At 64.0% G+C, this 25610-nt stretch carries 21 protein-coding genes; 16 read left to right on the top strand and 5 right to left on the bottom strand.

Going from position 1 to position 25610, the window contains the following annotated elements; translation table 11 throughout:
* The first annotated feature begins 114 nt into the window (after positions 1-114).
* The 5 genes from LO931_RS06535 to LO931_RS06515 all read left to right on the top strand — a co-directional run bounded on the left by LO931_RS06535 (position 115) and on the right by LO931_RS06515 (position 8264).
* On the top strand, positions 115-1251 hold the full coding sequence (locus LO931_RS06535) for a CaiB/BaiF CoA-transferase family protein (protein WP_229052475.1): 1137 nt from the start codon (positions 115-117) through the stop codon (positions 1249-1251).
* Positions 1242-3101, top strand: coding sequence for an NAD(P)/FAD-dependent oxidoreductase (locus tag LO931_RS06530; protein WP_229052474.1), 1860 nt, complete (start codon positions 1242-1244; stop codon positions 3099-3101). Before LO931_RS06535 ends, LO931_RS06530 begins: the two co-directional genes overlap by 10 nt.
* Positions 3102-3148: 47 nt before the next feature.
* Positions 3149-4804, top strand: a complete 1656-nt coding sequence (locus LO931_RS06525; protein WP_229052473.1) for a class I adenylate-forming enzyme family protein — start codon at positions 3149-3151, stop codon at positions 4802-4804.
* Between the two features lie 455 nt (positions 4805-5259).
* The gene (locus tag LO931_RS06520) at positions 5260-6300 is read left to right on the top strand and encodes a TRAP transporter substrate-binding protein (protein ID WP_229052472.1); all 1041 of its coding nucleotides are present in this window, start codon (positions 5260-5262) and stop codon (positions 6298-6300) included.
* 128 nt (positions 6301-6428) lie between these two features.
* Entirely contained in the window at positions 6429-8264 is a 1836-nt protein-coding gene (locus LO931_RS06515) for a TRAP transporter large permease subunit (RefSeq protein ID WP_229052471.1), read from the top strand.
* Positions 8265-8538: 274 nt separating this feature from the next.
* Here the strand turns inward: LO931_RS06515 and LO931_RS06510 are convergent, their stop codons facing one another.
* A complete protein-coding gene (locus LO931_RS06510; protein WP_229052470.1) occupies positions 8539-9945 on the bottom strand; it encodes a phosphotransferase family protein in 1407 nt (468 codons plus the stop codon).
* Entirely contained in the window at positions 9942-10574 is a 633-nt protein-coding gene (locus tag LO931_RS06505) for a TetR/AcrR family transcriptional regulator (protein WP_229052469.1), read from the bottom strand. The genes LO931_RS06510 and LO931_RS06505 overlap by 4 nt, the downstream gene beginning before the upstream one ends.
* A gap of 103 nt (positions 10575-10677) precedes the next feature.
* Here LO931_RS06505 and LO931_RS06500 point away from each other — a divergent pair, with 103 nt between their 5' ends.
* The 9 genes from LO931_RS06500 to LO931_RS06460 all read left to right on the top strand — a co-directional run bounded on the left by LO931_RS06500 (position 10678) and on the right by LO931_RS06460 (position 19935).
* Entirely contained in the window at positions 10678-11934 is a 1257-nt protein-coding gene (locus tag LO931_RS06500; protein ID WP_229052468.1) for an acyl-CoA dehydrogenase family protein, read from the top strand.
* A gap of 30 nt (positions 11935-11964) precedes the next feature.
* Complete coding sequence (locus tag LO931_RS06495; RefSeq protein WP_229052467.1) at positions 11965-13149, top strand: iron-containing alcohol dehydrogenase; 1185 nt, start codon at positions 11965-11967, stop codon at positions 13147-13149.
* Positions 13150-13213: 64 nt separating this feature from the next.
* Entirely contained in the window at positions 13214-13990 is a 777-nt protein-coding gene (gene fabG, locus LO931_RS06490; RefSeq protein ID WP_370636076.1) for a 3-oxoacyl-ACP reductase FabG, read from the top strand.
* Positions 13991-14028: 38 nt separating this feature from the next.
* Positions 14029-14895 (top strand): enoyl-CoA hydratase/isomerase family protein, encoded by an 867-nt coding sequence (locus LO931_RS06485; protein ID WP_229052465.1) that lies wholly within the window; start codon positions 14029-14031, stop codon positions 14893-14895.
* Complete coding sequence (locus tag LO931_RS06480; protein WP_229052464.1) at positions 14892-15659, top strand: crotonase/enoyl-CoA hydratase family protein; 768 nt, start codon at positions 14892-14894, stop codon at positions 15657-15659. The genes LO931_RS06485 and LO931_RS06480 overlap by 4 nt, the downstream gene beginning before the upstream one ends.
* A 43-nt stretch (positions 15660-15702) precedes the next feature.
* Positions 15703-16467, top strand: coding sequence for an SDR family NAD(P)-dependent oxidoreductase (locus LO931_RS06475; RefSeq protein WP_229052463.1), 765 nt, complete (start codon positions 15703-15705; stop codon positions 16465-16467).
* A gap of 26 nt (positions 16468-16493) precedes the next feature.
* Complete coding sequence (locus LO931_RS06470) at positions 16494-17672, top strand: thiolase family protein (protein ID WP_229052462.1); 1179 nt, start codon at positions 16494-16496, stop codon at positions 17670-17672.
* 45 nt (positions 17673-17717) lie between these two features.
* Positions 17718-18869: an acyl-CoA dehydrogenase family protein gene (locus LO931_RS06465; protein WP_229052461.1), complete on the top strand. Its 1152-nt coding sequence runs from the start codon at positions 17718-17720 to the stop codon at positions 18867-18869.
* Positions 18870-18954: 85 nt separating this feature from the next.
* Positions 18955-19935, top strand: a complete 981-nt coding sequence (locus LO931_RS06460; protein WP_229052460.1) for a nitronate monooxygenase family protein — start codon at positions 18955-18957, stop codon at positions 19933-19935.
* A 348-nt stretch (positions 19936-20283) separates the two neighbouring features.
* Here the strand turns inward: LO931_RS06460 and LO931_RS06455 are convergent, their stop codons facing one another.
* Together LO931_RS06455 and LO931_RS06450 are read right to left on the bottom strand one after the other, a co-directional pair.
* Positions 20284-21630, bottom strand: a complete 1347-nt coding sequence (locus tag LO931_RS06455) for an LLM class flavin-dependent oxidoreductase (protein WP_229052459.1) — start codon at positions 21628-21630, stop codon at positions 20284-20286.
* 114 nt (positions 21631-21744) lie between these two features.
* Positions 21745-22299: a flavin reductase family protein gene (locus LO931_RS06450; RefSeq protein ID WP_229052458.1), complete on the bottom strand. Its 555-nt coding sequence runs from the start codon at positions 22297-22299 to the stop codon at positions 21745-21747.
* A 466-nt stretch (positions 22300-22765) separates the two neighbouring features.
* Between LO931_RS06450 and LO931_RS06445 the strand changes: the two genes are divergently transcribed.
* Both LO931_RS06445 and LO931_RS06440 read left to right on the top strand, forming a co-directional pair.
* Positions 22766-23593, top strand: a complete 828-nt coding sequence (locus tag LO931_RS06445; RefSeq protein ID WP_229052457.1) for an alpha/beta fold hydrolase — start codon at positions 22766-22768, stop codon at positions 23591-23593.
* 78 nt (positions 23594-23671) lie between these two features.
* Positions 23672-24220, top strand: a complete 549-nt coding sequence (locus tag LO931_RS06440) for a nuclear transport factor 2 family protein (protein ID WP_229052456.1) — start codon at positions 23672-23674, stop codon at positions 24218-24220.
* 177 nt (positions 24221-24397) lie between these two features.
* On the opposite strand, the gene LO931_RS06435 is transcribed toward LO931_RS06440, so the two are convergent.
* On the bottom strand, positions 24398-25603 hold the full coding sequence (locus tag LO931_RS06435; RefSeq protein ID WP_229052455.1) for an acetyl-CoA C-acetyltransferase: 1206 nt from the start codon (positions 25601-25603) through the stop codon (positions 24398-24400).
* Between the last annotated feature and the right edge of the window lie 7 nt (positions 25604-25610).

The raw sequence follows: 25610 nt of genomic DNA, 5'->3' as shown, positions 1-25610 counted from the left end.
GATCGACAGATGTTTATGTGAAGGCGATAAGCGGCACTCGCGTTCTGCGTTGAACAGTTGTTTAGTATGCGGTGTTGTCGTTCTAGTGAAGATGAGACGTTGAGGAGGAGATCCATGCGTTCCATGGGACCGCTCGAGGGCGTGACAGTCCTGGACCTTGGCTGCCTCGGCGCTGGAGCATTCGCGTCGATGCTTCTTGCGGACCTCGGTGCTGATGTCATTCGGGTGGACCGCGCGGACAAGCCGATCGCCTTCCCCGGGCCGCCGCGGCTGGACCTCCTCAACAGGGGCAAGCGGTCGGTCTCGCTGGACCTCAAGACGGCCGAAGGTTCTGCGGCAGTGCGCCGCCTCGCTCGCGACGTCGACATCGTGGTCGAAGGATTTCGCCCTGGCGTCGCTGAGCGCCTAGGGATCGGTCCCGAGAGCCTTCACGAGCAGAATGACCGACTGGTCTATGGCCGGCTGACGGGTTGGGGTCAATCTGGTCCCGATGCGCAGACGCCCGGCCATGACATCAACTTCATCGCAGCATCTGGCGTTCTGCATGCGATTGGCGAGGCTGGTGCCAGTCCACAGATCCCCGTCAACTTCATCGGCAACTATGCCGCTGGCGGAATGTACGCGGTGGCGGGCGTCTTGGCTGCACTGCACGTGGCCACGCAGACCGGGGTCGGTCAGGTGGTCGACGCCTCCATGGTCGACGGATCGCTGCACCTGCTCACGTCGATGCATGCGTTGAGCGCAGCCTCGATGTGGACTGAGGATCGCGGGACCAACCTGCTCGACGGCGGCGCGCCGTTCTACGGGGTCTACGAGACGTCGGACCGTCGTCACATGGCAGTCGGTGCCCTGGAGCCCAGCTTCTACGCAAGCCTGCTCTCGGGACTGGACCTACCACTGGACGTGGAGCGTCAGTACGACGAGTCGACATGGCCCGCAGTCAAAGCCGCTCTGGCGGCTGCGTTCCGCATGCACTCGCAGGCCCACTGGGCTGAGGTCTTCCGCGAACGCGAAGCGTGCGTCACCCCAGTGCTCTCGTACGTCGAGGCGCGCGAGCATCCACAGATCAAACATCGGCAGAGTCTCGTCACGATCGACGGGGTCACCCAGTCTGCGGTGACGCCGAGGTTCTCGCAGAGCGGCGTTCGCGAGCCGGCCTCGCCGCCGCTCCCGGGAGAGCACACCGAAGACATCATGGCGTCCCTGCGAGATGACGCAGGGGCGAGCGCTCAGGAAGGGACATGGGAATGAGTGCCCAGGAAGCAGTCGCTGCCGTGGAGGCAGCCGATCACATCCAGAAGTTGAAGTACGCGTTGTCGCGAGTGGACCGCAGGGTTCTGGCGAGCCTGGCGGTCTTCGTCGCGCGCGACCCTGACGTGGTGGATGACCCGCGTGACCGGGAGAAGCTGGAGTCGCTCGTCCTCGATCTGCTGATGCAGCATCCCGACAACGGCGCAGTGGAGAACGTGTCCGATGACGTGATGCTGGCCGCCATGGAAAAGGGGGCAGGCAGCACTGTTCCGCCTGAGTACCTCTCCCTGGCCCGTTGGGAGACCGGGATTGGTTCGGATCAGCACATCGATCCTCTCGATACACCCGCGGACTTTTCCGTCGTCGTCATCGGCGGAGGACTGAGTGGAATCGCAGCGGCCGCCATGCTGGAGCGGGTGGGAGTCGAGAACTTCGTCGTCCTCGACAAGAACGACGCCCCGGGCGGGGTCTGGCACACCAACACGTATCCCGGAGCCCGGGTCGACACCCCGAGCCTTCTCTACTCGTACTCGTTCCAGCCGACGCCCGACGAAGGGTGGCCGGATTACTTCAGTGGTCTGCCGGCGGTGCGGTCGTATCTTCGGGCCATCGCGGATCGCTACGACGACAAGTTCGTGGGGCGAAGCTGCGTCACGCGTCTGACATGGAGCGACAGCGATCATCGCTGGGACGTCGAGTACACGGACGGAAACGGCGCGGAACAGGTCGTACGAGCGAATGTGGTCATCAGCGCCTTTGCGATGTTCCACCACCCGAACATGCCGAAGGTCGAGGGTCTCGAGAACTTCCGAGGGGACATCTTCCACTCGAGCGAGTGGCCCGAGGACTATGACTACGCCGGGAAGCGCGTGGTGCTGGTCGGCGGCGGCGCGAGCGCCAACCAGATCCTGCCGTCGGTGTCGGAGACGGCGGCCGAGGTGGTGGTGATCCAACGGACACCGCACTGGATCACGACGCACCGCCTCCGCGGGCGTGAGCTGAACGATGTCGACAGCTGGTTCCTGCACGAAGTTCCGGTGTACGGCGCGCTGATGAGGTGGCAGCAGTTCTGGGAGTGGGGCGACTACCTGCTCGACGATCTGAAGATCGACCCGGAATGGCCGACGCCGGACCGCTCGGCCAACGCCTTCACCGAGCGCATGCGTGGTCATCTCGAGGACTACATCCACTCGAAGCTGGCCGATCGGCCTGACCTGATCGAAAAGGTCACCCCGGACTACTCGCCATTCTCGAAGCGAATGATCATCGACAACGGCTGGTATGACGCTCTCAAGCGACCGAACGTCTCGTTGCTGACATCGCGAATCGGTCACGTCAACGCGAACTCGGTCGTGGTCGATGGTCAAGAGATCGCCGCTGACACTCTCGTGTTCGCCACGGGATTCGTCGCAGACCAGGTGATGTGGCCGATCGAGATTCGCGGGTCGGGCGGGATCGACATCCGCGAGCGTCTCAACGAGAACCCCGAGGGATATCGAGGCTACTCCCTCGCGGACTGCCCCAACCTGTTCCTGATGTGGGGCCCCAACTCCGTCGCCGGCCACGGAGGCGCTGGAACGATGACCGCCGAGATGCACATCCGGTACATCGTGGAGTGCCTCAGGCACATGTTCGATCAGGGTTGGTCGTGGATGCAGGTGCGTCCTGAGGCATGTGAAGCCTGGAATCGCGAGCTCGATGACGAGCTCGCGCCGATGATCTACAACTCGGGCGTCTCGAACTGGTTCAAGGGCTCGCGATCGCGAGTCGTCTCACTGCGACCTCATCGCATCATCGACATCTGGGACGAAGCGCACAACCCGCCCGTACGTGACTACTTCGGCGGATAGCGAGACAAGTGAGAGCGTTGATGACTGCTTCAGTGACAGGTGAGCCAATGTTCAATGATGTGCCAGGAGAGGCGCGTGGTGAGGCGGACCTCCGTCAGCGTTACCTGGAAGTCGGCAATGCGCCGGGCGATCTGGGAACGATGCTTCGCCGTTCCGCGCAAGCCACGCCCGACCGAACCTTCGTCGTCATCGAGGGCGAAGCCCTCACGTTCGCCGCCTTGGATTCAAAGGCAACGGACCAGGCGAAGGGGCTGATCGAACGTGGCGTGAAGCCCGGCGATCGGGTGGCGTTCTTCTGCGGCAGCTCCATCCGCATGGTCGAGCTGATGTTCGCGTGCTGGCGTGCTGGCGCGATCATCGTCCCACTGAATGCATTCCTCAAGGGGGATCCACTTCGACACCAGTTGGCGGACTCCGGGGCAAGCATGGTGGTGATGGATGCGGAGGGCGCGGCGACCGTGGATCCCATCCTGGTCGAGACGCCGGCCGTCAACCATGTGGTGCTTCTCGAGCAGGCTGACCTACTGTCGTCCATCGACCAATCGGGCTACGAGGAGCTTGGCCGCCCATCGACGCTGGATGCGGAGCTTCCTGTTCAACGCGTCGATGAGCCGGCCGCTCTGATCTACACCTCCGGAACGACTGGTCTGCCGAAGGCTTGCGTCCTGAGCCACCGCTACTTCCACCATCTCGGTCGCCAGTGCATCGCCACTTTCGACCTGGCCGACGACGACGTCTTCTACAGCGTGAGCCCGCTGTACCACCTGACGTCGTTCATCCCGCTGATGGCCGCGCTGCTCGCCAGTATCCCCATTCACTTCGACCGCAAGTTCTCCGGTACCTCGTTCCTTGACCGGTGCCGGGCCATCGGTGCAACGGTGCTTCTCGGCGTCGGCTTCTACGCGGTTGGACTCCTGCGACGCCCGCCGAGCTTGCTCGACAAGGAGCACAACCTCCGCTTGATGATGCTGGCACCGTTGGCGGAGGCCGATCGGCGAGCGTTCGAGGAGAGGTTCGGCGTACCACTCCTGACGCAGACGTACGGACAGACCGAGATGTCCAGCGTCACGGTCAACCTCGTGCACGACATGAAGGATGGAACGGCAGGTCGGGCCAACCCCTGGGCAGAAGTCGCCATCGTCAACGACCTCGACGAGGAGCTTCCGGTTGATGAGGTGGGCGAGATCGTCCTGCGGCCGAGGTTCCCTGGTGTCATGTTCGACGGGTACTGGAACCGCGACGACGCATCACTGAAGTGCCGCTCCAACCTCTGGCATCACACCGGGGACCTCGGGCGGATGGATGACGATGGGTATCTCGTGTTCGTCGGACGCAAGTCCGACAGCATGCGCCGCCGCGGCGAGAACGTCTCAGCCTTCGAGGTGGAGCAAGTCATCGTCAAGCATGCCGCCGTCGAGGACGTCGCTGTACACGCCGTGCAGATCGCCGGCGAGGTCGACGACGCCATCAAGGCCTGCATCGTCGTGACGTCCGGTCTGGAGCTGTCGCCGCTGGACATTGCGAGTCACGTGCTTGACGGGCTTCCTCATTTCGCCGTCCCTCGTTTCGTTGAAGTGGTGGCAGAGCTGCCGAGAAATGCCAGTGGCCGGGTTCTCAAGCATGTGCTGGTGAAGCGAGAGCCGGGCGAGGTCCTGTGGGATCTCGAGGAGCTAGGCCTGCTCGATCGACCGCGCCGCACGTAGGAGGAATCGACTGGCGCTCCGGTAGTAGCGCCGAACTTCTCTGCTGACGCGCTGTCGATGTACGCGACAGACGGACGCGCGCGGGCATACCCAGCTCGGATCAGACGGGCCGACGTGGCACCAGTCCTCGCCGTGTCTGCGCGCCCGACCTGCACTCCTCAGAGTCCGAGGTTTGGTGAGCGAGCGACGACTCGAGAGTGCGTGGTCGAGGCCGCGGTCCCTGCCTGGATGGCGCCGGTCACGACGCCGGTCTGCGTCCTGGTACATCAGCGTGCCTCTTCGAGCCGTTCTACGGACTCAGGACCGAAGGGTCTTGACCGTTCGTGTGATGCGGCTTACTCTCGGACAGTCGTCGTACTTAACAAGCGTTCTGCACAGCAGTATCGCGTTTCGGACGGGCATCCACATTGCGAGCCTAAAGACTTGCAATTTCAGGAAAGAGATGAACGATCTCCATGACTGTCACCAACTGGGCCAATCGAACTCGTCGTGTAACGATGGTTCTGATCTGCTTGACGCTCGCCACTGCGGGGTGCGGAGGAAACTCCGGTGGCTCGGACGGCGGTGAAACGATCACCTTGCGTTTCGGCCATGTCTTCGCCGAGGGCAGCCTTCAGCACGAAGCGATCATGCGCGCGGTCGAGCAGATCGAGGACGAGACGGATGGCCGGGTCGAGATCCAGGTGTTCCCCGCGGGTCAGCTCGGATCAGACTCCGAGATGGACGAGGCGCTTCAGGAAGGCAGCCTCGACATGCGCGCCGGCACGCTGCCGGAGTCGAAGATGCCGAGCCTGGCGATCCAAGCGGCTCCGTTCCTGTTCGACGACCCGATCGTGATGCAGGAGACCATGCGTGGAGACGTGGCGAACGACTTGGTATGGGATCCGATGAAGGAAGAGCTGGGAGTCAGGCTCGTCGACGCTTGGTACACCGGGACCTTCACCATCTTCTGCAACGCTGAGGTCACCGACCCTGACTCTGCCTCGGGTGTGAAGATGCGAATCGCGCAGACGCAGAATCAGGTCGACCAGTTTGAGGCGATGGGCTTCACGGCGGTCCCCATCCCGTTCCCCGAGGCCTACCTGGCCTTCCAAACGGGGGTCGCGGACTGCGCGTACCTCTCCTTCCCTGTGCTCTATGAGGCGAAGTTCGATGATGTTCTTCAGAACCTCGTCGACATCCCCGTCGGCATCCCGCTCAACGCGCTGACGATCAGCGACCGAACGTGGTCGAAGCTTTCGACCGACGACCAGCAGGTTCTCCAGAGTGCCTTCCGCGACGCGGGGGATCAGCTGACGGAGGAGACGATCGCGAAGGAGGCCGAGTACCGGACAGAGTTCGAGGGCTCCGACTCGCGAGAGATCATCGAACCTGACATCGAGGCGTTCCGCGAGGCCGTCGAGAAGGACTTCCTCCCCGACTACGACTCGGTCTACGGCGCAGGTACGTACGACGCGCTCAGGGATGAGGCCGAGAAGGTGAAGGCGGCCCAGTGAGGCAGGGTGAGCGGACGCAGGCGGATCTGGCCGGCCCGTCTGCGACGCGAGGTGGTGGACTGGCTGCGAGCCTGGAGGAACTCGCCTCTTCTGAGTCGACCGACCCACAGCTCGGAATGGTACCCGGGGTGCATCCGCGGCTGCGCATGGTGGAGAAGGTCGCCGAGCTCCTGATGTTCGCGCACCTGCTCGCCGCCATCTTGTTGGTCGCGGCCATCCCTGTACTCAGGTTTGGCTTTGACATCGGAGTGGGCTGGGGGCTGGAAGTCACCGGATACCTCGTGTCCATGCTGGTGTTCTTGGGCTCGGCAACGGCATTCCATCGGGGTGAGCACCGGTCCTTGCGACTCTTGCTGGACTACATGCCCTCCGGCGTCGTCTCCATCATCGACTCATTCACCATCTGGTCGAGCGCCGCCTTCATGGCGGTCCTGGGATACGCGGGAGTCCTCGACTTCCGAGCTTCCGAGGGCAACGTCATCGGACTGCCCATCCCGCTGAGCGTCATGGCCATACCGCTGATCGCTGGCGCGATCCTGATGTTGATCTACAGCGCGGACCTCCTGATGAAACGTCCGCTGAAGTCGGTGGCTGTCGGGGGACTGTGCTCTGCGATCTTCGTGGCGGGTCTCCTGTTCGCACACGCGCTGTTCCTCGATCTCCAGGACCTGAGGACAGCATTCCTGACCTTCTTGGTCGTCATGTTGGTCCTGCTTCTTCTGGGCACTCCGGTGGCCTTCTGCTTCGGACTGGCATCCCTCGGCGTGCTGTGGTCCTCCGATGGTCTTCATACGTTGGAGGGAATGGCCGGACGAGCATCAGGAGATACCGCTGAGTTCCTCCTGACGGCGATTCCCTTCTTCATCGCTGCCGGGCTGCTGATGGAATCTGGAGACAGCACCGGTCGACTCATCTCGGTCTTCCGAGCCTTCCTGGGCCACATCCGCGGCGGCGTGGCTCACACCATGGTCGGCAGCATGTACGGCATGTCTGGGGTCAGCGGCTCAGAGGCCGCAGACGTGGCAGCTGTGGGAACCGTGCTGCGCGAGCCCATGATCGAGGACGGGTGGTCTCGCGAGGAGTCGACCGGCATCTTGATCGCTGCATGTGTCATGGGCGCGACGGTGCCACCGAGCATCGGTCTCATTGTCGTCGCGGCCGGGGCCCAGATCTCGGTCGGGACACTCTTCATCGCGGGGTTCCTGCCGGCCCTGGCGCTCGGGTTCTTCCTGTTCGCTGCTGTTTACGTGCGGGCAGTGATCAAGGGCGTCCCGCGCAGGGAGAAAGCAAACTGGAGCTCGAGGGCGCGCGCGGTCAAGGCGGCACTCTTCGCGTTCGGCCTGCCGCTGATCGTGCTGGGCGGGATCGTCGGCGGCTGGGGAACCCCCACGGAACTGTCAGCGCTCGCGGTGTTGTACGTACTGGTCATCGAGATGCTGATCCACCGGAGCCTGCGGCTGCGTGCCCTCTGGAAGGTCGGCATCGAGACCTGCGTCATGACGGGCATGATCATGTTCATCGTCGCCACGGCTTCGGGATTCGTCCATTTCGCGACATTCGCCTCGATCCCGCAGAGCATCGGTCGCACCATGGCGGACGCCTCTGGCGGCAGCGCCACCGTGTTCCTGTTCTTCACCGTCATGGCTCTCATCCCGCTGGGGATGCTGATGGAAGGTATGGCGGCCCTGCTGGTTTTTCCGGCTCTGCTGATGCCACAGGCACTGCTTCTCGGGGTCGATCCCGTTCACTACGCGATCCTGATGTTCATCGCCGTCATGATCGGCGGGAATCTGCCGCCCATCGGTGCGGGCTACTACTTCGCCGCGACCATCTTGAAAGCGGATCTGCGAAAGGCCTTGGCCCCCGCTTATGGCTACCTCCTCGTGATGGTCGTCGGACTGGCACTGCTGATTCTCGTCCCCGACATCACGCTGGCCGTCCCGCGGCTGTTCGGGATCGGGTGATCTGACCCGCGAGCAGCTCAGCCGCTGAGAGGTTGGACCACGCAGCGGCTGAGCTGGTACGAAGCCCTCGGGTGACGGGAAACCGTCGCCCGAGGGCTCCTCATTTCCCAGCAATGACGTCAGCGAAGGGTTGAGACACTGCCCACGTGCGACATGGCGAAAGCCCGCGATGGAGCGCCGCCGTGCGCCTCCCCGTTCGCTGGACGAGGCTCAGATCGCGAGGTCAGAATCTCGGGATGCCGTCGTGGGCACCGGGGCCGACAGAGCGGCGTCGCTACGCCGGCTGGCTCAGGTACGAGGGGTTCGAGACCCGCAACTTGTCCGACACCGAACGGCCCACGATGTCGATGAGCTCGATCCAGCGATCTTCGAGCGCTCCGGACCTGATCGACTCGACGAGTTCCTGATCGGTCGCGCACCCGAGCAGTGCCAGGCGGTGGACATGCGCCTCGTGGAGCTCGTGCCCGAGCAGCGCCTCCCGTCGCGCGATCTGAACAGCGTTCGCCGCTACGCGTGCGTGAAACTTGTGCTCAGGAGCAGCAGAATCGATCAGGAATCGGTGCACCGCAGCCAGGAGATCGTCACCGCTGGGTCGACCGTGCGGGACCAGCGAGGTACTCCCGGTGATGTGTACGTCAAGGGGATCGGTCAGCTGAGTCGCGGAGATCCCGCCGATGCTGACGAGCAGGTCGTGCTCCGCCTCCGCGATACGGCGGCCGATCACCGCCTTCTCGATCGTCGGATTTCCACCGCCGAGGAAGTACTCCCCTTGGCGTCGACAGATGACCGCCCACGTGGCAGTGGCCAGAACTTCCCACCACAGCAGCTCGTCCTCAGTGAACTGAAGACCGGAGATGGAGGAGTACCCGTCGAGAAGGTCGGCTCGTGATCCGAAACCACCCACGGGGCGCTCGGATCCGAAGCGCCACGCCTTCGCGCAGAGCCACCCGAGATCCTCTCGCGGGTCACCTGCATGGGCCATCTCCCAGTCGAGGACAGCGTTGACGTGAAACCCGTTGTTGCTCTGACCAGTGACGAGAAGGTTGCCGTTGCGGAAGTCGCCATGCACGAGCACTCGCTGCAGTGGATCCGGGCGGTTGTCCTCCAGCCACCGGAACGCGATCTCGAGCGCCGGCCTGGCCTCACCGTAGGCATCGTGCTCGGTCCGAATGTCGGTCAGGGGATCTGACTCCGGAAGTGCAGGCACGGTGTCCGGTCGGACCGAGTGGATGCGACCGAGAATGACGCCGAGCTCTCGGGCCAGCGCTTGGCGGGCGACGGCGAACTCGGGATCGCGAAGGAGCCGACGCGGAACGGCCTCGCCGGACACATGGTTCATGATCATGAACGATGCGTTCAGTGGGCCGTCGGCAGCCCCGCTGGCGAGTACCTGAGGAACAGGCACGCCCACACCGGCAGCTGCTCGCAGGCAGTCCGCCTCAAGATCCATGGTCGACCGGTCGGCGACGGTGGGCGGGTCTCGGCGGAGAATCAGGTCGCGCTCACCCGCCGAGAACGCCCACGTCTCCCGGCTGGCGCCGCCGGACAGGCGTCGAAGACGGCTCACCGGGCCCGAAAGCTCTCCTGCGCCGACCAAGATGCCCTCGAGGAGCCGCGCCTTGTCGGCCATCGAGGCCTGATCGAACGATGTCCCGCCGTCAACGGTGTCCGTCGACCTCACCGGCGGAAACCTACAAGGTTGAGCATCAGGCTCTGGTAGCGCTCGACGATCTGGTCGACCGACAGCTCGCGGTCGCGTCGGTACCACGTCGCAACGGAGCGGCACGAGGCCGTCACCGTTCGTGCAGCCTCCTCCGGGTACTCCGTCGAGAACACGCCGATCTCAACACCGTGCTTGACCGTTCGGTCGAACAGGCGCTGGTGCGCGTCTCGCTTGGTGATGATCACGCCGCGGGCCTCCGGCTCGAGCGAACGGAGCTCCGTGTTACCCAGCAGACTTTCGCGCGGTGCGTTCACGTGAAGCCGAACATGCACCTCGACCAGTGCGCTCAGACGCTCCGCAGGATCGTTCGAGCATTCGAACAACGCTTGTTCAGCACCCTCGAGCAGGCGATCCATGCTGCGATTCAGGATGGTCAGCAGCAGATCGTGCTTCGAGTTGAAGTAGTGGTAGATCACCGTGGGACTCGTGCCGGCGGCTTCCGCCAGGTCGCGGACCGAGGTGGCCTGGTATCCGCGCTTCGACATCAGTTCCACTGCGGCAGAGATCAGAAGGGCTGCAGTGGGCTCGTCACTGGGGAGCGTGGCGGTCGTTGATGGCGTCTCGCGCGGAGTCACAAGCTTCGGCATAGGAGCATCATGCCTCGCGCAGAACAATTGTTCAAGTCACGGTTGACTTTCGTGTCAGCGAAGTCGTATCGTCCAAAAACAGTTGTTCAAATAAGGAGATGTTGTGGATACCGCGAAGCTGCCGGAAGAGATCGTTTCCCTGTGTGAATCTCTGGAGAAGTTCATTCAGCGCGAGATCGATCCACTGATGCACGCGGATGACAACATTCGTTTTTTCGACCACCGCCGCGAATGGGCCCGCACGGACTTCGACCGTGACGGCCTTCCGCGTCCGGAGTGGGAGGAACTGCTAGAGGAGATGAAGCGTCGCGCTGACGCGGCCGGCTTCCTCCGCTACGGGCTGCCGAAGGAGCTGGGGGGCTCTGACGGCACGAACCTTGCGATGGCTGTGGTGAGAGAGTACTTGGCCCATCGTGGTCTGGGTCTTCACAACGACCTGCAGAACGAGTCCTCGGTGATCGGGAACTTCCCAGGCCTCCTCCTGATCAACGAGTTCGGTACGGACGAGCAGAGGGCCGAGTTCGGCGAGGCCCTCATCACCGGCGAGCGGGTGACGGCTTTCGGTCTGACGGAGCCGGATCACGGGAGCGACGCGACGTGGCTCGAGACGGTGGCGGTGAAGGACGGCAGCGACTGGATCATCAACGGCGCGAAGCGGTGGAACACAGCGGTTCACCGAGCGACGCACGACCTGATCTTCGCGCGAACTTCTGGTGAGGGTGGCAGCGCCAGGGGCATCAGCGCATTTCTGGTGCCGACCGACACTCCTGGCTTCTCCGTGTCGCACTACTGGTGGACCCTCAACATGCCGACGGACCACGGCGAGGTCGAGCTCCGCGACGTCCGAGTACCTGCCTCGACGATGCTGGGCGGGGAGGGCGAGGCGCTGGCCATCGCTCAACGATTCGTGCACGAGAATCGGATTCGGCAGGCCGCGTCGAGCCTTGGCGCAGCTCAGTACTGCATCGATCGTTCCGTCGAGTACTCGAAGGAACGTGTCACCTTCGGCCAGCCGCTTTCGCGGCGCCAGGCGATCCAGTACCCGCTCGTCGAGCTGCACACGGACGCCGCTCTGATCCGCGGCCTGGTGCGTTCCACCGCCCAGGACTTGGACGAGAAGTCGCACATGCAGGTCTCCGACAAGGTGTCGATGTGCAACTACCGAGCCAATCGCCTGGTCTGCGAAGCGTCCGACCGAGCAATCCAGGTTCACGGTGGTATGGGCTACAGCCGTCATCTGCCGTTCGAGCACATCTATCGGCACCACCGGCGGTATCGCATCACCGAGGGATCGGAAGAGATCCAGATGCGCCGCGTTGCCGGGCAGCTGTTCGGCTTTGCCGGCACGTCTGCGCGGTGACTGCTGTGTTCAGGAGAGGGAGGGATTGACATGACGGATTCGATGCAGGGCTTCCTGGACCTCGAGAACGTCCGCCGGATCTACTTCGGAGAAGGCAAGGCGGAGTCCTTGGCGCTCGAGCTCGAGCAGAACGGCTGGAGCAGGTGCGTCATCGTCACCGGCAAGTCTCTCGGAGCGTCGAGCCTCCTCGACCGGGTCATCGACATCGTGGGGGATCGCCTCGTCGGCGTGTACCGAGGCGCATCGCAACACGTCAAGGCTCAAGACGTGAGGGATGTCGTCGACGAGATCGTCAGGGGTGACGCCGACTGCGTGATCAGCCTCGGCGGTGGAAGCGCCATCGACACGGCGAAGGCAGCCGTTGCGTCAGTTCTCGCAGGTCGCGACGTCACCACCGAGACATCCGTCTCCTACTACGAGAAGCGCTCTCAGGACTTCAGCGGACCGCTGCTGGCGCACATTGCGATCCCGACGACCCTCTCGGCAGGCGAGTACAACTCGGCCACGGCCATCACGGCGGACGACGGGTCGAAGTTTGCCGTCATCGGATACCCCCTCGGGCCGGTGGCGATCATTCATGACCCGGCGATGACCGAGGCCACGCCTGACCTCCTGTGGCTGAGCTCAGGTGTGAAGGCGATCGATCACGCGATTGAGGCCCTGTACTCCTCACACGCCAACATCTTCACGGATGCCTTGGCCGAGGAGGCCCTCCAGGTTCTCTTCACGCACCTTGCCCCGTCCGTCGGCTCTTCGGGAACTGAGCGTGTCCACCATCGCGCGATGGCTCAGACGGGCGCCAGCCTGTCGAACCTGCTGGCCGTCAACACCCGGTACGGGCTGTCCCACGCAATCGGACACAAGATCGGCTACCGGTGGGGAATCCCGCACGGCGTGACGTCCACGATCGCGCTGCCCCACGCTGCCCGGTTCATGGCAGAGAACTTCCCGGCCCGATTCGGTCGTATCGCCGATGCCGTCGGAGCAGCTCCGGGGAGTGACCGCACTCGTGCCCACGCAGCAGTTGACGCGATTGCTGCCCTGATCGGCGAGCTCGACGTGCCGACGAGCCTGACCGAGTTCGACGAACACATCTCGGAAGCAGACCTCGCAGGAGCCGTGCCCGCGCTGACCGATCAGGTCAACGAGCAGGGATCGGTCGGAAGAGACCTCTCGCAAGAAGAGATTGCCAGCCTGCTGAGCTCCATGCTCTAGGCCGGTCAACGACCTGACGGACCACAGCGCGGACTACGGCCGCGCTAGTGCGACGTCCTCAATTATGGAAAGAAAGCTCACCATGACATCAGCACCACCGAGCACCAGTCTCGCGGGGCGTACCGCCGTCGTGACCGGAGCAGCCCAGGGCATCGGGTTTGCGTCCGCGAAGCTCTTGCGAGAGCACGGAGCACGAGTCGTCATCGCAGATATCGATCTGGACGCCGCTCAGCACGCGGCGGCCCAGCTGGGGTCCGGCCTTGACGCGGTCGGCATGCAGTGCGACGTCACCGACGAGCACAGTGTCGCGGCGGTGGCAGACTTTGCCGCCACGGCCCTCGGACGCCTCGACGTGTGGGTGAACAACGCCGGTATCACGCGGGATGCGTCGCTCAAGAAGATGACCGTCGAGGACTTCGACGCCGTGGTCACGGTGCACCTCCGTGGCACGTGGCTGGGGCTTCGTGCCGCCTCGGCGATCATGCGAGAGGCGAAGTCCGGATCGATCATCAACATGTCGTCGCTGTCGGGCAAGTCGGGGAACCCGGGCCAGACGAACTACAGCGCCGCCAAGGCCGGGGTGGTGGGCATGACGAAGGCCGGTGCGAAGGAAGTGGCGCATCACGGCGTCCGCGTCAACGCCATTCAGCCTGGCCTGATTCGCACCCCGATGACTGCTGCGATGTCCGCCGAGGCCCTCGCCGAGCGAGAGACGACCATCCCCATGCGGCGAGCGGGGGAGCCCAGCGAGATCGCGGGTGTCGTGCTCTTCCTCGCGAGCGACCTTTCCAGCTACATGACCGGCGCCGTGCTCGAGGTCGGCGGCGGCCGACTGATGTGACCGCGCGCCCGATGGAGTCGAAAGGAAGGGGCGAAGCGATGGAATCTCGAATTGAACAGGTCGTGCTCACGGTCGAGTCGGCCGTGGCGAAGATCGAGCTCAATGCCCCCGAGCGACACAATGCGATGGACGGAGCTGGTTGGCTCCAGCTGGTTGACGCACTGCGTTCGGTGCGTGAGAACGACGAGGTTCGCGTCCTGATCGTCACGGGCGTCGGACCGAGCTTCTGCGCAGGAGCAGCTCTGGGCGGCGTGCCGGCCCACGAGCACCCGTACCGATCGATGAGGCTCGTCGGCGAGGCTGCTCGACTGCTTCATGACTTGGGGAAGCCATCGATCGCGATGGTTCGTGGCAACGCCGTCGGCGCCGGCTGGGGCCTGGCCCTGGCATGTGACCTCGTGGCCGCCGACTCCACCGCTCGGTTCTCCACCATGTTCAGCAAGCGAGGCCTCTCTCTCGACTTTGGTCTGTCGTGGACCCTCCCTCGCGCCGTCGGCATGCAGCACGCGAAGCGTCTGACGCTCCTCGGCGAATTCGTCGGGGCGGAGGAGGCGCTCGATCGCGGTCTCGTGAACTGGGCGGTCGGGCCAGACGAGCTGGATCCGCTGGTCGCGGACCTCGCCCGGGAGCTTGCTCAGATGCCGCCCGTGGCCCTGGCGCAGTCACTCGACCTGGTGAACCACGGATCGACGAGCTCGCACGCACAGGCCCTGTCCGCCGAGGCGCAAGCGCTAGCCGTCAATGCGGCCTCCACCGACATCTTCGAGGCGCGTCGTGCATTCGCCGACCGGACTGATCCGCTCTACACGGGCGGATGGGCCCTGAGCGCTCACGCTCGCCAAGTGCCCTCTACATCGAAACACCAAGGCGCGGTCATGGCCGCGGCGGAGAGCGAAGTGCAATGACGGACGTAGTGCTGACCGAGGCCGACGCTGACGGTGTGTTGACCGTCACCATCAACAGGCCCGAGGTGAAGAACGCGATCAACCATGAGGTGGCAGAGGGAATTGCAGAGGCGATGGATCGCCTCGACAACGACGACTCGCTCACCGTCGGCATCCTGACGGGAGCCGGTGACACCTTCTCAGCAGGCATGGACCTGAAGGGATTCCTGGCCGGCAACAAGCCCACTCTTCCGGGCCGAGGGTTCGGAGGGCTGACGGAGAAGCCTCCTGCCAAACCGCTGATCGCCGCAGTCGAGGGGTGGGCGCTCGCTGGAGGATTCGAGCTTGCCCTCGCTTCCGACATCATCGTGGCGTCGACGTCGGCTCGCTTCGGACTGCCAGAGGTCAAGCGCAGCTTGGTCGCCGCGGCGGGCGGGCTCCTGCGGCTTCCCAAGACGTTGCCCTACTCCGTGGTCATGACGATGGCGCTCACCGGTGATCCGCTGACGGCAGACGAAGCCCACAGACACGGGCTCCTCAGCGAGCTCACCGAGGCGGGCGGCGCTCTGGAAGCGGCTCACCACCTTGCTCGACGGATCGCAGCAAACGGACCACTCGCCGTCCGCGCCACCAAGGAAATCATCGCCAAGCAGGCCGCGTGGACCCAGATCGAGGCGTTCGAGGACGGCCGAACGGTCGCGTCGCCGGTCTTCGCTTCGGCCGATGCGCAGGAGGGCGCGCTCGCCTTCCGCGAGAAGCGTGCTCCGGTGTGGCTCGGCCGCTGACGTTTGACCACATTCATTCAAATCTCACGATGGGACATCGAACATGAAGCTGCAGGATCAATCAATACTGGTCACCGGAGGCGCCTCAGGCCTCGGGCTTGCCACGGTCAAGGGTGCTCTCGAGCAGAACGCCCACGTCATCATCGCGGACCTCGCACAGTCGCCGGGATCATCTCTCGCGGATGAGCTCGGAGACCGCGTCACCTTCGTCGAGACGGACGTGACCGAACCTGAGCAGGTCAACGCCGCCGTGCAGAAGGCGAACAGCATCGCGCCGCTCCGAGCCGTCGTCCACACCGCCGGCCGTGGTGGCGCGGTCCGCCTGGTCGACAAGGAGGGGCGCCCGGGGGACAGCGCCCTCTTCGAAGCCGTGGTGAAAACCAACCTGGTCGGATCCTTCAACGTCTCTGCAGCAGCTGCGGCAGTGATGGCCGAGAACGAGCCGGTGGAGTCTGAGCGCGGGGTCATCGTCCTGACGGCCTCGGTCGCGGCATTCGAGGGCCAGATCGGCCAGACCGCCTATGCCGCCTCGAAGGCAGGCATCGTGGGAATGACGTTGGTCGCGGCACGTGATCTGGCCCGCAAGGGAATCCGCGTGAACACGATCGCTCCCGGCTTGATGGACACGCCGCTGCTGGGGCGACTGCGCGATGACATCAGGGCTTCGCTCGCTGCATCAGTCCCGAACCCGGCCCGCCTCGGGGATCCCCAGGAGTTCGCCGACCTGGCGCTCCACCTCGTCGACAACCGTTACATCAACGGGGAGACGATCCGCATCGATGGCGCCATCCGCATGGCCGTCCGCTGAATCAATCACTCTTGTCAGGAGCTCTCATGGAGAACGCAGTAATCGTTGATGCCGTCCGTACCGCCGCTGGACGTGGAAAGCCGGGTGGAGCACTTTCAGATGTCCACCCCGTCGACCTCCTCGCCGAAACTCTCCGCTCATTGATCGAGCGGACCGGAATCGACCCGGCGCTCGTCGATGACGTCATCGGCGGATGCGTCCAGCAGGTCGGCGACCAGTCCGGAAACATCGCCCACACGGCATGGCTCGCGGCTGGCTATCCCCACACGGTGCCGGGAACCACGGTCAATCGACAGTGCGGGTCAAGCCAGCAGGCGGCCAGCTTCGGAGCGCAGGGCGTGATGGCTGGCTCCTACGACATCGTCATCGCATGCGGCGTCGAGTCGATGAGCCGCGTCCCCCTCCTGGCGGCGCGGAAGGGTGCCGTCGGGTCGAGCGATCTGCTGCAGAAGCGTTACCCGGAGGGTCTGGTCAATCAGGGGGTTGCCGCCGAGCTCATCGCCGCCCGGTACAAGTTCAGTCGGCATCAGCTGGACGACTACTCGTTCCGATCTCATCAGCGTGCAGCGGAGGCTGCCAACGCGGGCAGCTTCGAGAACGAGATCTTCTCCGTGGAGACGCCCGGAGGTCGCGTGTCGGCGGACGAGACCATTCGTTCCGCCACGACGATCGAGGGACTGTCGGGCCTGAAGCCCTCGTTCCAGGACGAAGCGATCTCCCAGCGCTTCCCGGAGATCGAGTGGAAGATCACTCCCGGCAACTCCTCACCCCTGACCGATGGCGCCTCCGCGGTGCTCATCATGAGTGAGTTGAAGGCCAAGGAGCTGGGGTTGAAGCCGCGCGCACGATTCCATGCCTTCTCGGTCGTCGGCGACGATCCCCTGTACATGCTGACGGGTCCGATCCCGGCGACCCGCAAGGTGCTCGACCGTGCCGGCATGAAGATTGCAGATCTGGATGTCTATGAGGTCAATGAGGCGTTCGCGCCCGTGCCTCTGGCGTGGGCCACCGAGCTGGAGGCCGATCTCGAGAAGCTCAATCCCCGCGGCGGTGCCATCTCCCTCGGACACGCATTGGGAGCATCGGGAACTCGAATCCTGACGACTCTTCTGAACACGCTGGAGTCCACCGGCGGCCGTTACGGTCTGCAGACGATGTGCGAAGCGGGCGGTCTGGCGAACGCCACCGTGATCGAGGCCCTGTGAGCGCCCCGTCAAGTGCGCGACGGTGGATCGGCGAGGAGGGTCAGCTTGCAGCGCCGTGTCTTCACTGAGGAGCAGGACGACTTCAGGGGGGTGATGCGCGAGTTCCTCCGGGAGTCGGTGGCATCTCGCTTCATCGAATGGGAGGCCGCCGGCAAGGTTCCCAAGGAGTTCTACCGCGAGCTGGGATCAATGGGCGTTCTGGGAATGGCCGTCCCCGAGGAATACAGCGGTGGCGGTCAGGACGACTACAGATTCTCGGCAGTTCTGACCGAGGAGTCCATGTACGCCCTGGTCAACCTCGGCGCCCTTCGGGTGCACATGGACATCGTGCTCCCCTACTTCCTGCGCTACGCAACCGACGAGCAGAAGCAGCGCTGGCTCCCGGGAATGGCCAGCGGCGACCTGATGGCCTCCATCGCCATCACGGAACCGGGGACGGGCTCGGATGTTGCCGGAATTCGCACCAGTGCCGAGCGGGACGGCGACGACTGGGTGCTGAACGGCTCCAAGACGTTCATCACCGGAGGGGTCAATGCTGACCTCGTCCTGGTGGTCGCGCGAACCAGCCCGTATCAGTCGGATGCGAGAAGAGCAGGACTCTCGCTGTTCGTGGTCGAGGCTGACCGCGAGGGCTATTCGGTCGGGCCGAACATGAACAAGCTCGGATTGAAGGCCCAGGACACGGCCGAGCTCTTCTTCAGCGACGTGCGGGTCCCCGGATCGAACTTGCTCGGTGATGAGGGTGAGGCTTTCGCCTACCTCGGACACAACCTCCCGCAGGAGCGACTTTCCATTGCTGTCGGATCGGTGGCGTCTGCCCACTCCGCCCTGGCGGCAACCGTCGAGTACACGCAGGAACGTCGCGCCTTCGGGACACCGGTCTCGGCGTTCCAGAACTCCAAGTTCGTGCTCGCCGAGTGCGCCACCGACATCGAGGCGGGCCAGGCGCTGATCGACCGAGCACTGGACGAGCACTCACGTGGGACGTTGTCGGCGACGGACGCTGCAATCGTCAAGCTGCACTGCACGGAGCTCCAGGCGAGGGTCGTGGACAAGTGCCTGCAGCTCCACGGCGGTTACGGCTACATGATGGAGTACCCCATCGCGCGGCTCTACGCGGACGCGAGGGTGACGCGAATCTACGGCGGTTCGAGCGAGATCATGAAGTCGATCATCAGCAAGTCCCTGCTTGCTTAGCAAGTGACCTTCTCCCGCTGTGCAGGACGGGCGACTACGTGACCCGTCGGAATCACAGCGGAGCACTGATCAGATGAGGAAGAACATGAGTGGCAACCGTCTGTCGACGCCTTTCACCACGGCCTTCGGGATCGAACATCCCATCGTTCAAGGAGGCATGCAGTGGGTCGGGCGGGCTGAGCTCGCCGCTTCTGTCTCCCAGGCCGGCGGCCTGGGGATGATCACTGCGCTCACGCAGCCCAACCCGCGGGCCCTGGCAGACGAGATCAAGAAGGCCCAGGCCATCACCGACAAGCCGCTGGGAGTCAACCTCACGATCTTGCCGACGATCACTCCACCTCCTTACGACGAGTTTCGTGCGGTCATCGTCGACTCGGGCATCAAGATCGTGGAGACGGCAGGCGCAAACCCTGAGCCGCACATGGCTCAGTTCAAGGAGCACGGGATCAAGGTGATCCACAAGTGCACGTCGGTCGCCCATGCGTTGAAAGCTCAGGCAGTCGGAGTCGACAGTGTCAGTATCGACGGCTTCGAATGCGCCGGTCACCCGGGAGAGAAGGACGTGCCGGGGCTGGTGCTGATCCCGGCAGCGACTCGACGGCTCGACATCCCCGTCATCGCATCGGGTGGCTTCGCTGACGGCCGAGGTCTCGCGGCGGCGCTCGTTCTGGGCGCGCACGGAGTCAACATGGGCACGCGGTTCATGTGCACGCTCGAGTCACCGATCCACCACGCGATCAAGGAGCGAATCGTGTCCTCGTCGGAGGATGACACGGAGCTGATCTTCCGTCAGCTGAGCAACACGTCCCGCGTGCACAAGAACAGTGTGAGCGGGGAAGTCGTCGATATTCTCTCCAATGGCGGGGCGTTCGAAGACGTGCGGCATCTCGTCAACGGGGCGCGAGGGCGCACGGTCTATGAGAACGGGGACCCGGAGGCAGGCGTCTGGAGTGTGGGAATGGTGCAGGGGTTGATCGACGACATTCCTTCGGTGGGTGACCTGATCCCGCGCATCGTCGCTGAGGCGATCCAAGCACTCGACAGGGCCGGCAACGTCTCGGAGTAGTTCGGCCACCTGCCTCCCGGGCAGCGCTTGCTCGTGCCTTGAGCGGGCGCCTCCGTGAGCGGGCATGCCTTCGCGATGCCGCCCGTCGCGCCCGCCAGCCAAGGGTTTTTGGCTTGGCCGGCTGGGCGGACGCACTTCATCGAGAGCCGAACGACCTGACTGGGACGAGTTCAGGCGATCTCCAGCCTGATCAACAGGTGCGGCCGGCCTCGGTGGTCTGGAGTTTCCTCCGGACCACCGAGGCCGGCCGTGGACGTGCATCCTGGTGGCCGATGAGTCCGCTACCTCCGAGGTGGCGGGTCCATCAGCGTCTGGATGGCTTCGGATACGGAGCGCGGATCGCGACCCTCACCCTCGGGTGGGCGGAAGGTGAAGGGTCGGCTCGCCCAGTCCGAGGTGCGAGCGGAGCGTCGGCCCTGCGTACTCCTTGCGGAACCGGCCGCGCTTCTGGAGCTCGGGAACCACCAGGTCGACGAAGTCGGTGAAGGTTCCCGGCGAGTGGCCAGCGATCAGCATCAGGCCGTCAGTCTCCTCGCCGTCGATCATCTCCTCGACCATGTCTGCGACGCTGGCCGGCGACCCGATCAGGGGGGGAACCAGTCCCGACTCGGCGTACATGCGACCGACGTCCCGCAACGTGAGGTTGTCGCGCTTGCTCAGACGCTGGAGGACGGCGAACATTCCCTGCTGTCCCTCGACGTCGACATCGACGAGTGGCTGGTCCAGGTCGTACTGGGAGAAGTCGTGGTCCATCTGGTTGGAGAGGACCACGAGGCCGTCCGCCGGATCAACGAGCTCGTTGTGATACGCGTAGATCTCGTTCGCCATGGAATCGGTCTCGGCGACGAACGGCATGAACGCCTGGAGCACCTTGACGTCACCTCGCCCGCGTTCGAAGGTCTCAGCGCGATCCTTGATGTCCTTGTAGAAGCTCTTCCTTCCTTCGGGCGTCGGGTCGACAGCGAAGACTGCCTCGGCCCACCGCCCGGCGAAGTCTCGCCCGCGCCCTGAGGATCCAGCCTGCATGAGCACAGGACGCGACTGCGGCGAGTGGGGCACGTTCAGCGGTCCGCGCACCGAGAACCACTGACCCGAGTGATCGATCGGCCGCACTGAGCCAGGACGGGCGAATTGCCCGGAGTCCTTGTCGACGACTAGGGCGTCCTTGTCCCAGCTACCCCACAGCTTGTGGACGACCTCGACGAACTCTTCGGCTCGGTCGTACCGAACGTCGTGGGGCAGGTGCTCGTCGACACCGAAGTTCTTGGCATCTCCCTCACCGATGGAGGTCACGATGTTCCAGCCGGATCGGCCTTGACTCATGTGGTCCAGAGTGCTGAACCGACGGGCGACATCGAACGGGTTGAAGTAGGTGGTCGAAGCTGTGGCGGCGAGTCCGAGGCGCTCCGTCGCTGCCGAGACGACGGAGAGAATCACCATCGGGTCCATCATCACTGCGGCCTGGGTTCCACGTTCCACGGCCCGGTCGACGCCTCCCCCGAAACGAGTGGGAATCGAGAGGCTGTCGCCGACGAAGAGAAGATCGAAGAGCCCGCGTTCCAGCGTTCGCCCGATGTCTTGCCACAGCTTGGGCGAGAGGAAGTCATTGCGACTGCGGGGATGCCTCCAGCTGGCGTGGCTGTGAGACATGTGCGACGGATTGACGAACGCCGCGAGATGTACCTGCTTGTCCATGAATCATGCTTTCTGTTTGATGCTCAGGACCGAACGTCCAGAGGGTGACGGGAGTGCCAGGACGGAGGCATCGCGCGCCGGTCGCTGGGGTCTTGCAGAGGATGTCCTGTCTGCTCAGTTGAGGATGAGCTGAGACAGATCGGCCAGTTCCGAGACGGAAGCGCAGGGGAGTTCAGGGTTCGCCTGACCCAGCGCTCGCGGCTTGCTGAAGCCCCCGTGGACGAAGAGCAGGGGCTGTTGCAGCGGATCTGTGGCGACATCGACGACTCGGCCCGTGACGAAAAAGTGATCGCCCGCGTCCGTCACATCCTCGATGCGGCATCCGATCGAGGCGACGCAGCCGACGATGACCGGATCGCCAAGGCTCGAGGCCGAGTAGCGGATCTCATCGAATCTCGAAGCTGCAGGCTTTCCGAACATCTGCACCAGGCCGGTCTGCGACGAGGACAGGACGTTGACGCAGAACGTTCCCGACTGTTCGATCGACGGCCAGGTCGTTGAAGTCTGACCGACGAAGAAGCCGACGAGCGGCGGTGCCAGCGACACGGAGCTGAACGATCCCACCACTACCCCGACCGGCTGATCCTCATGCGTGGTCGTGATGACGGAGACGCCGGTGGGCCAGTTCCGCAGGGCCACCCTGAGCTCGAGCGGATCGAATTGGTGCACGGAGAACCTCCCATAAATGTGGTGTGACGCACATTACGGTAGGTGGAACGCTCATTCAAGTCCAAACGTCAACTTGGGGGTCGTGTGGAGGGGCGTCGACCACACCCCTGGACTTCGACGGATCGATAACCCTGTCTTTCATGGTGAAAAATGAGGTTGCCGAGGCAGATCTCACGGGGGCCCGACTAGTTCATTGACTTCACATAATGCGATCAGTATCGTAACAATCGTTCAATCCGGACCGATATGAAGCACGGTGCCGGACGCAAATGGCATGCCGCGACGCTCGGTTGGGACCACCACGCCTGCGGTTAGCCGTGCTCACATGTGCTCGACCGTCGTGGTCAGCGATGACCGAGGCATACGTGACGGTGCGGCAGCAGGAGAACGTCGCGCTCACGGCGCGACGCTGCTCCGCGACTCCGGTTGGACATCAACGTTTCTGGCAGATCTTCAAGGAGAACTCGTGATCACCAAGGGCTACGTCGACACGTCGCACGGGCAAGTGCACTTTCGGATGTCGCAGACTTCTGAGCCGGTGAGTGCGCCGCTGGTGTTCTTCCACATGACGGCAGACACTTCTGAGTCGTTCGAGAACGTGATGACTGAACTGGCCGGCCGAGTCACGACCGTCGCCTTCGACACGCCCAACTACGGCGAGAGCTTCCGGACTGACCGCGAGCCCACGATCGAGTTCATCAGCGGGATCATGCTCGAGGCGCTTGACCAGCTCGGTTTCGAGCGGTTCCACACGTTCGGGCACCACACCGGTGCCTCGATCGCCTTGGAACTGGTGCACCGACATCCCGAGCGCGCACTGAGCGCGACACTGAATGGCATGGTGGCCGTGACGGAGGCGGAAGGCCTCGGTTACCTCGACTCTCTCGTGTGGCCCAACCCGCCATCCACTCAAGGCGCGCAGATCATGGCCGCCTGGACCCGAGCTCTCACGCTTGAACCCCATTACCTCGATTTCCCCGCTGAGATCAAGAACCGTGTGGTCCACACCATGCTCAAGTCCGGAGAGGACTGGAGCTGGGCCTACAGGGCGGTGTTCACCGACGACGCCATGGCGAAGCTCGTGTCGGCCACCCGGCCCCTTTTCTTCCTGATCGGGAAGTTCGATGCGTCCCTCGACGTGCACTTGCGCTCGCACAGCTTGGTCCCGTCAAGCCGTTCCCACGTGGACGACACCTTCGGAATGTTCTACTGCGAGAACTCGCCGGCGGACGTGGCCGAGCGAGTGCTGCCGTTCCTGATCGAGGCCGAGGAAGTCGGAGACGGTCAGGCCTGAGGACGTCGACCGACTGCTCGGCACTCAACTCTCTGCAGTACGCCGCAACCACGAACAACGAGTGAGGAAGTGTGTTCCATGTCAGATTCGAATCCGGAGAGCTCAGAGCTGATTCGAGCAAGGGAGATCGACGCCGTCATCGATCGAGCGAAGATCCACGAGAACGCGGTGCGGTACGTGCAATCTGTCGACAGGCTCGACTACGAGCTGATGATGTCGACCTATTGGCCGGACTCCACCGATGACCACGGCAACTTTCAGGGAACGGGGCCGGAGTGGTGCGAATTCGTCTGCGGCATGCGGTCGAACCTGGTGAGGACCCACCACATCGTCGGGAATTTCCTTGCTGACATCGACGGTCCGAGAGCCAAGGTGGAGCTCTACTTCCGGGGGATCGCCATCTTCAAGAGCGAGGTGGAGGGCACGCCAGACGGCGAGCTCCACACGGCGGGCCGATACAAGGACCTCTACGAGCGACGTGGCTCGGAATGGAAGATCCTCCGCCGGACCGTCACGTGGGACTGGTCGCGCCCGGTCACTGCAGATCCGGACTGGTCGTGGCTGCGCGAGGGCGAGGGACAGTTCGGCGACTGGGCGCCTGACGACCCGATCTACCAGGAGTGGTGAAGCGCCGAGATCCATCGTGACGCGGTACGCGGAACGCTGGCCGGCGCGAACCATCATGGAGGTCCCGTCGATGGGAAGCGGCCCTCCGCGACACGCCCCCGTAGTCATCACCAGGAATGCGTGATGCCCTTCTGAAGATCTCAGAAGGGCATCACGCATTCGTGTGTCTGCTCGGGGCTATGCGGACTCGAAGAGTGCCGCCATACCCTGTCCGCCGCCGATGCACATCGTCTCGAGCCCGTAGCGGGCATCCCGGCGCTTCATCTCGTGCATCAAGGTGGTCATGATGCGTGCGCCGGTCGCGGCGATGGGGTGACCGAGTGAGATTCCACCGCCGTTGACGTTGATGTTCGAGGGGTCCTCCCAGCCCAGCTCCGCCATCACGGCGAGAACCTGCACGGCGAACGCCTCGTTGATCTCGATCAGGTCGAGGTCGTCGTAGGAGACGCCAGTGCGCTGGAAGAGCTTCCGGACTGCAGGGGCAGGCCCGATACCCATGGTCGCCGGCTCGCACCCGACCGCGACCCAGTCGACGAGGAATCCGATGGGCTCGAGGCCGAGCTCATCGAGCTTGTCCTCCGCGACGATCAGGCATGCCGCGGCGGCATCGTTCTGCTGGCTGGCATTGCCAGCGGTGACGGTCCCGCCAGGTCGAACTACCGGCAGCTTCGCGAGTGTCTCGATCGTGGTGTCTGCGCGGATGCCTTCATCGCGGTCGACGACGACGTCGTCACCCCGACGCTGGGGCACGCTCAGCGGCACGACTTCCTCAGCGAACAGTCCGTTCTCCCACGCCGCGGCCGCACGCTGCTGACTACGAGCAGCGAACTCGTCCGACGCCTCCCGACCGATGTCGTACTGGATGGCAAGGTTCTCTGCGGTCTCGGGCATTCCGGAGATGTAGCCGAACCGGTGCTCTGGCTGCGACCTCTCACGCCCGCGCACGATGCGGTCGTACAGATGGGCGTCACCGGACCGCTGGCCCCAGCGAATGTTCGGGGAGTAGTGCTCGATACGCGACATGCTCTCCACGCCGCCCGTCAGCACGACATCGGCAGCCCCAGTCTGGACCATCATCGCCGCGGTGACGATCGCCTGGAGTCCACTGCCGCATCGGCGATCGATCTGAAATCCGGGAATGTCGATCGGGAGTCCGGCGTGGAGGGCTGCCCATCTGCCGATGCACGGCGCCTCCGAGTTCGGATACGACTGCGCCATGGCGACGTCGTCGATTCGCTGGGGGTCGATACCAGTTCTGGCGATGACCTCCTTGAACAGGGTTCCGGCGAGGTCTTCGACGGGAACGTCCCGAAGGGCACCTCCGAACTTGCCGACAGGTGTACGCAAGGGGGAAACAATCGCTGCACGCTTCACTGCACTCACTCCGTAT

This window comes from Aeromicrobium sp. Leaf350 (genome assembly GCF_916858655.1).
Taxonomy (GTDB): Bacteria; Actinomycetota; Actinomycetes; order Propionibacteriales; family Nocardioidaceae; genus Aeromicrobium.
The sequence above is the reverse complement of the archived record's forward strand: the minus strand, read 5'-3'. Positions and strand labels throughout refer to the sequence as shown.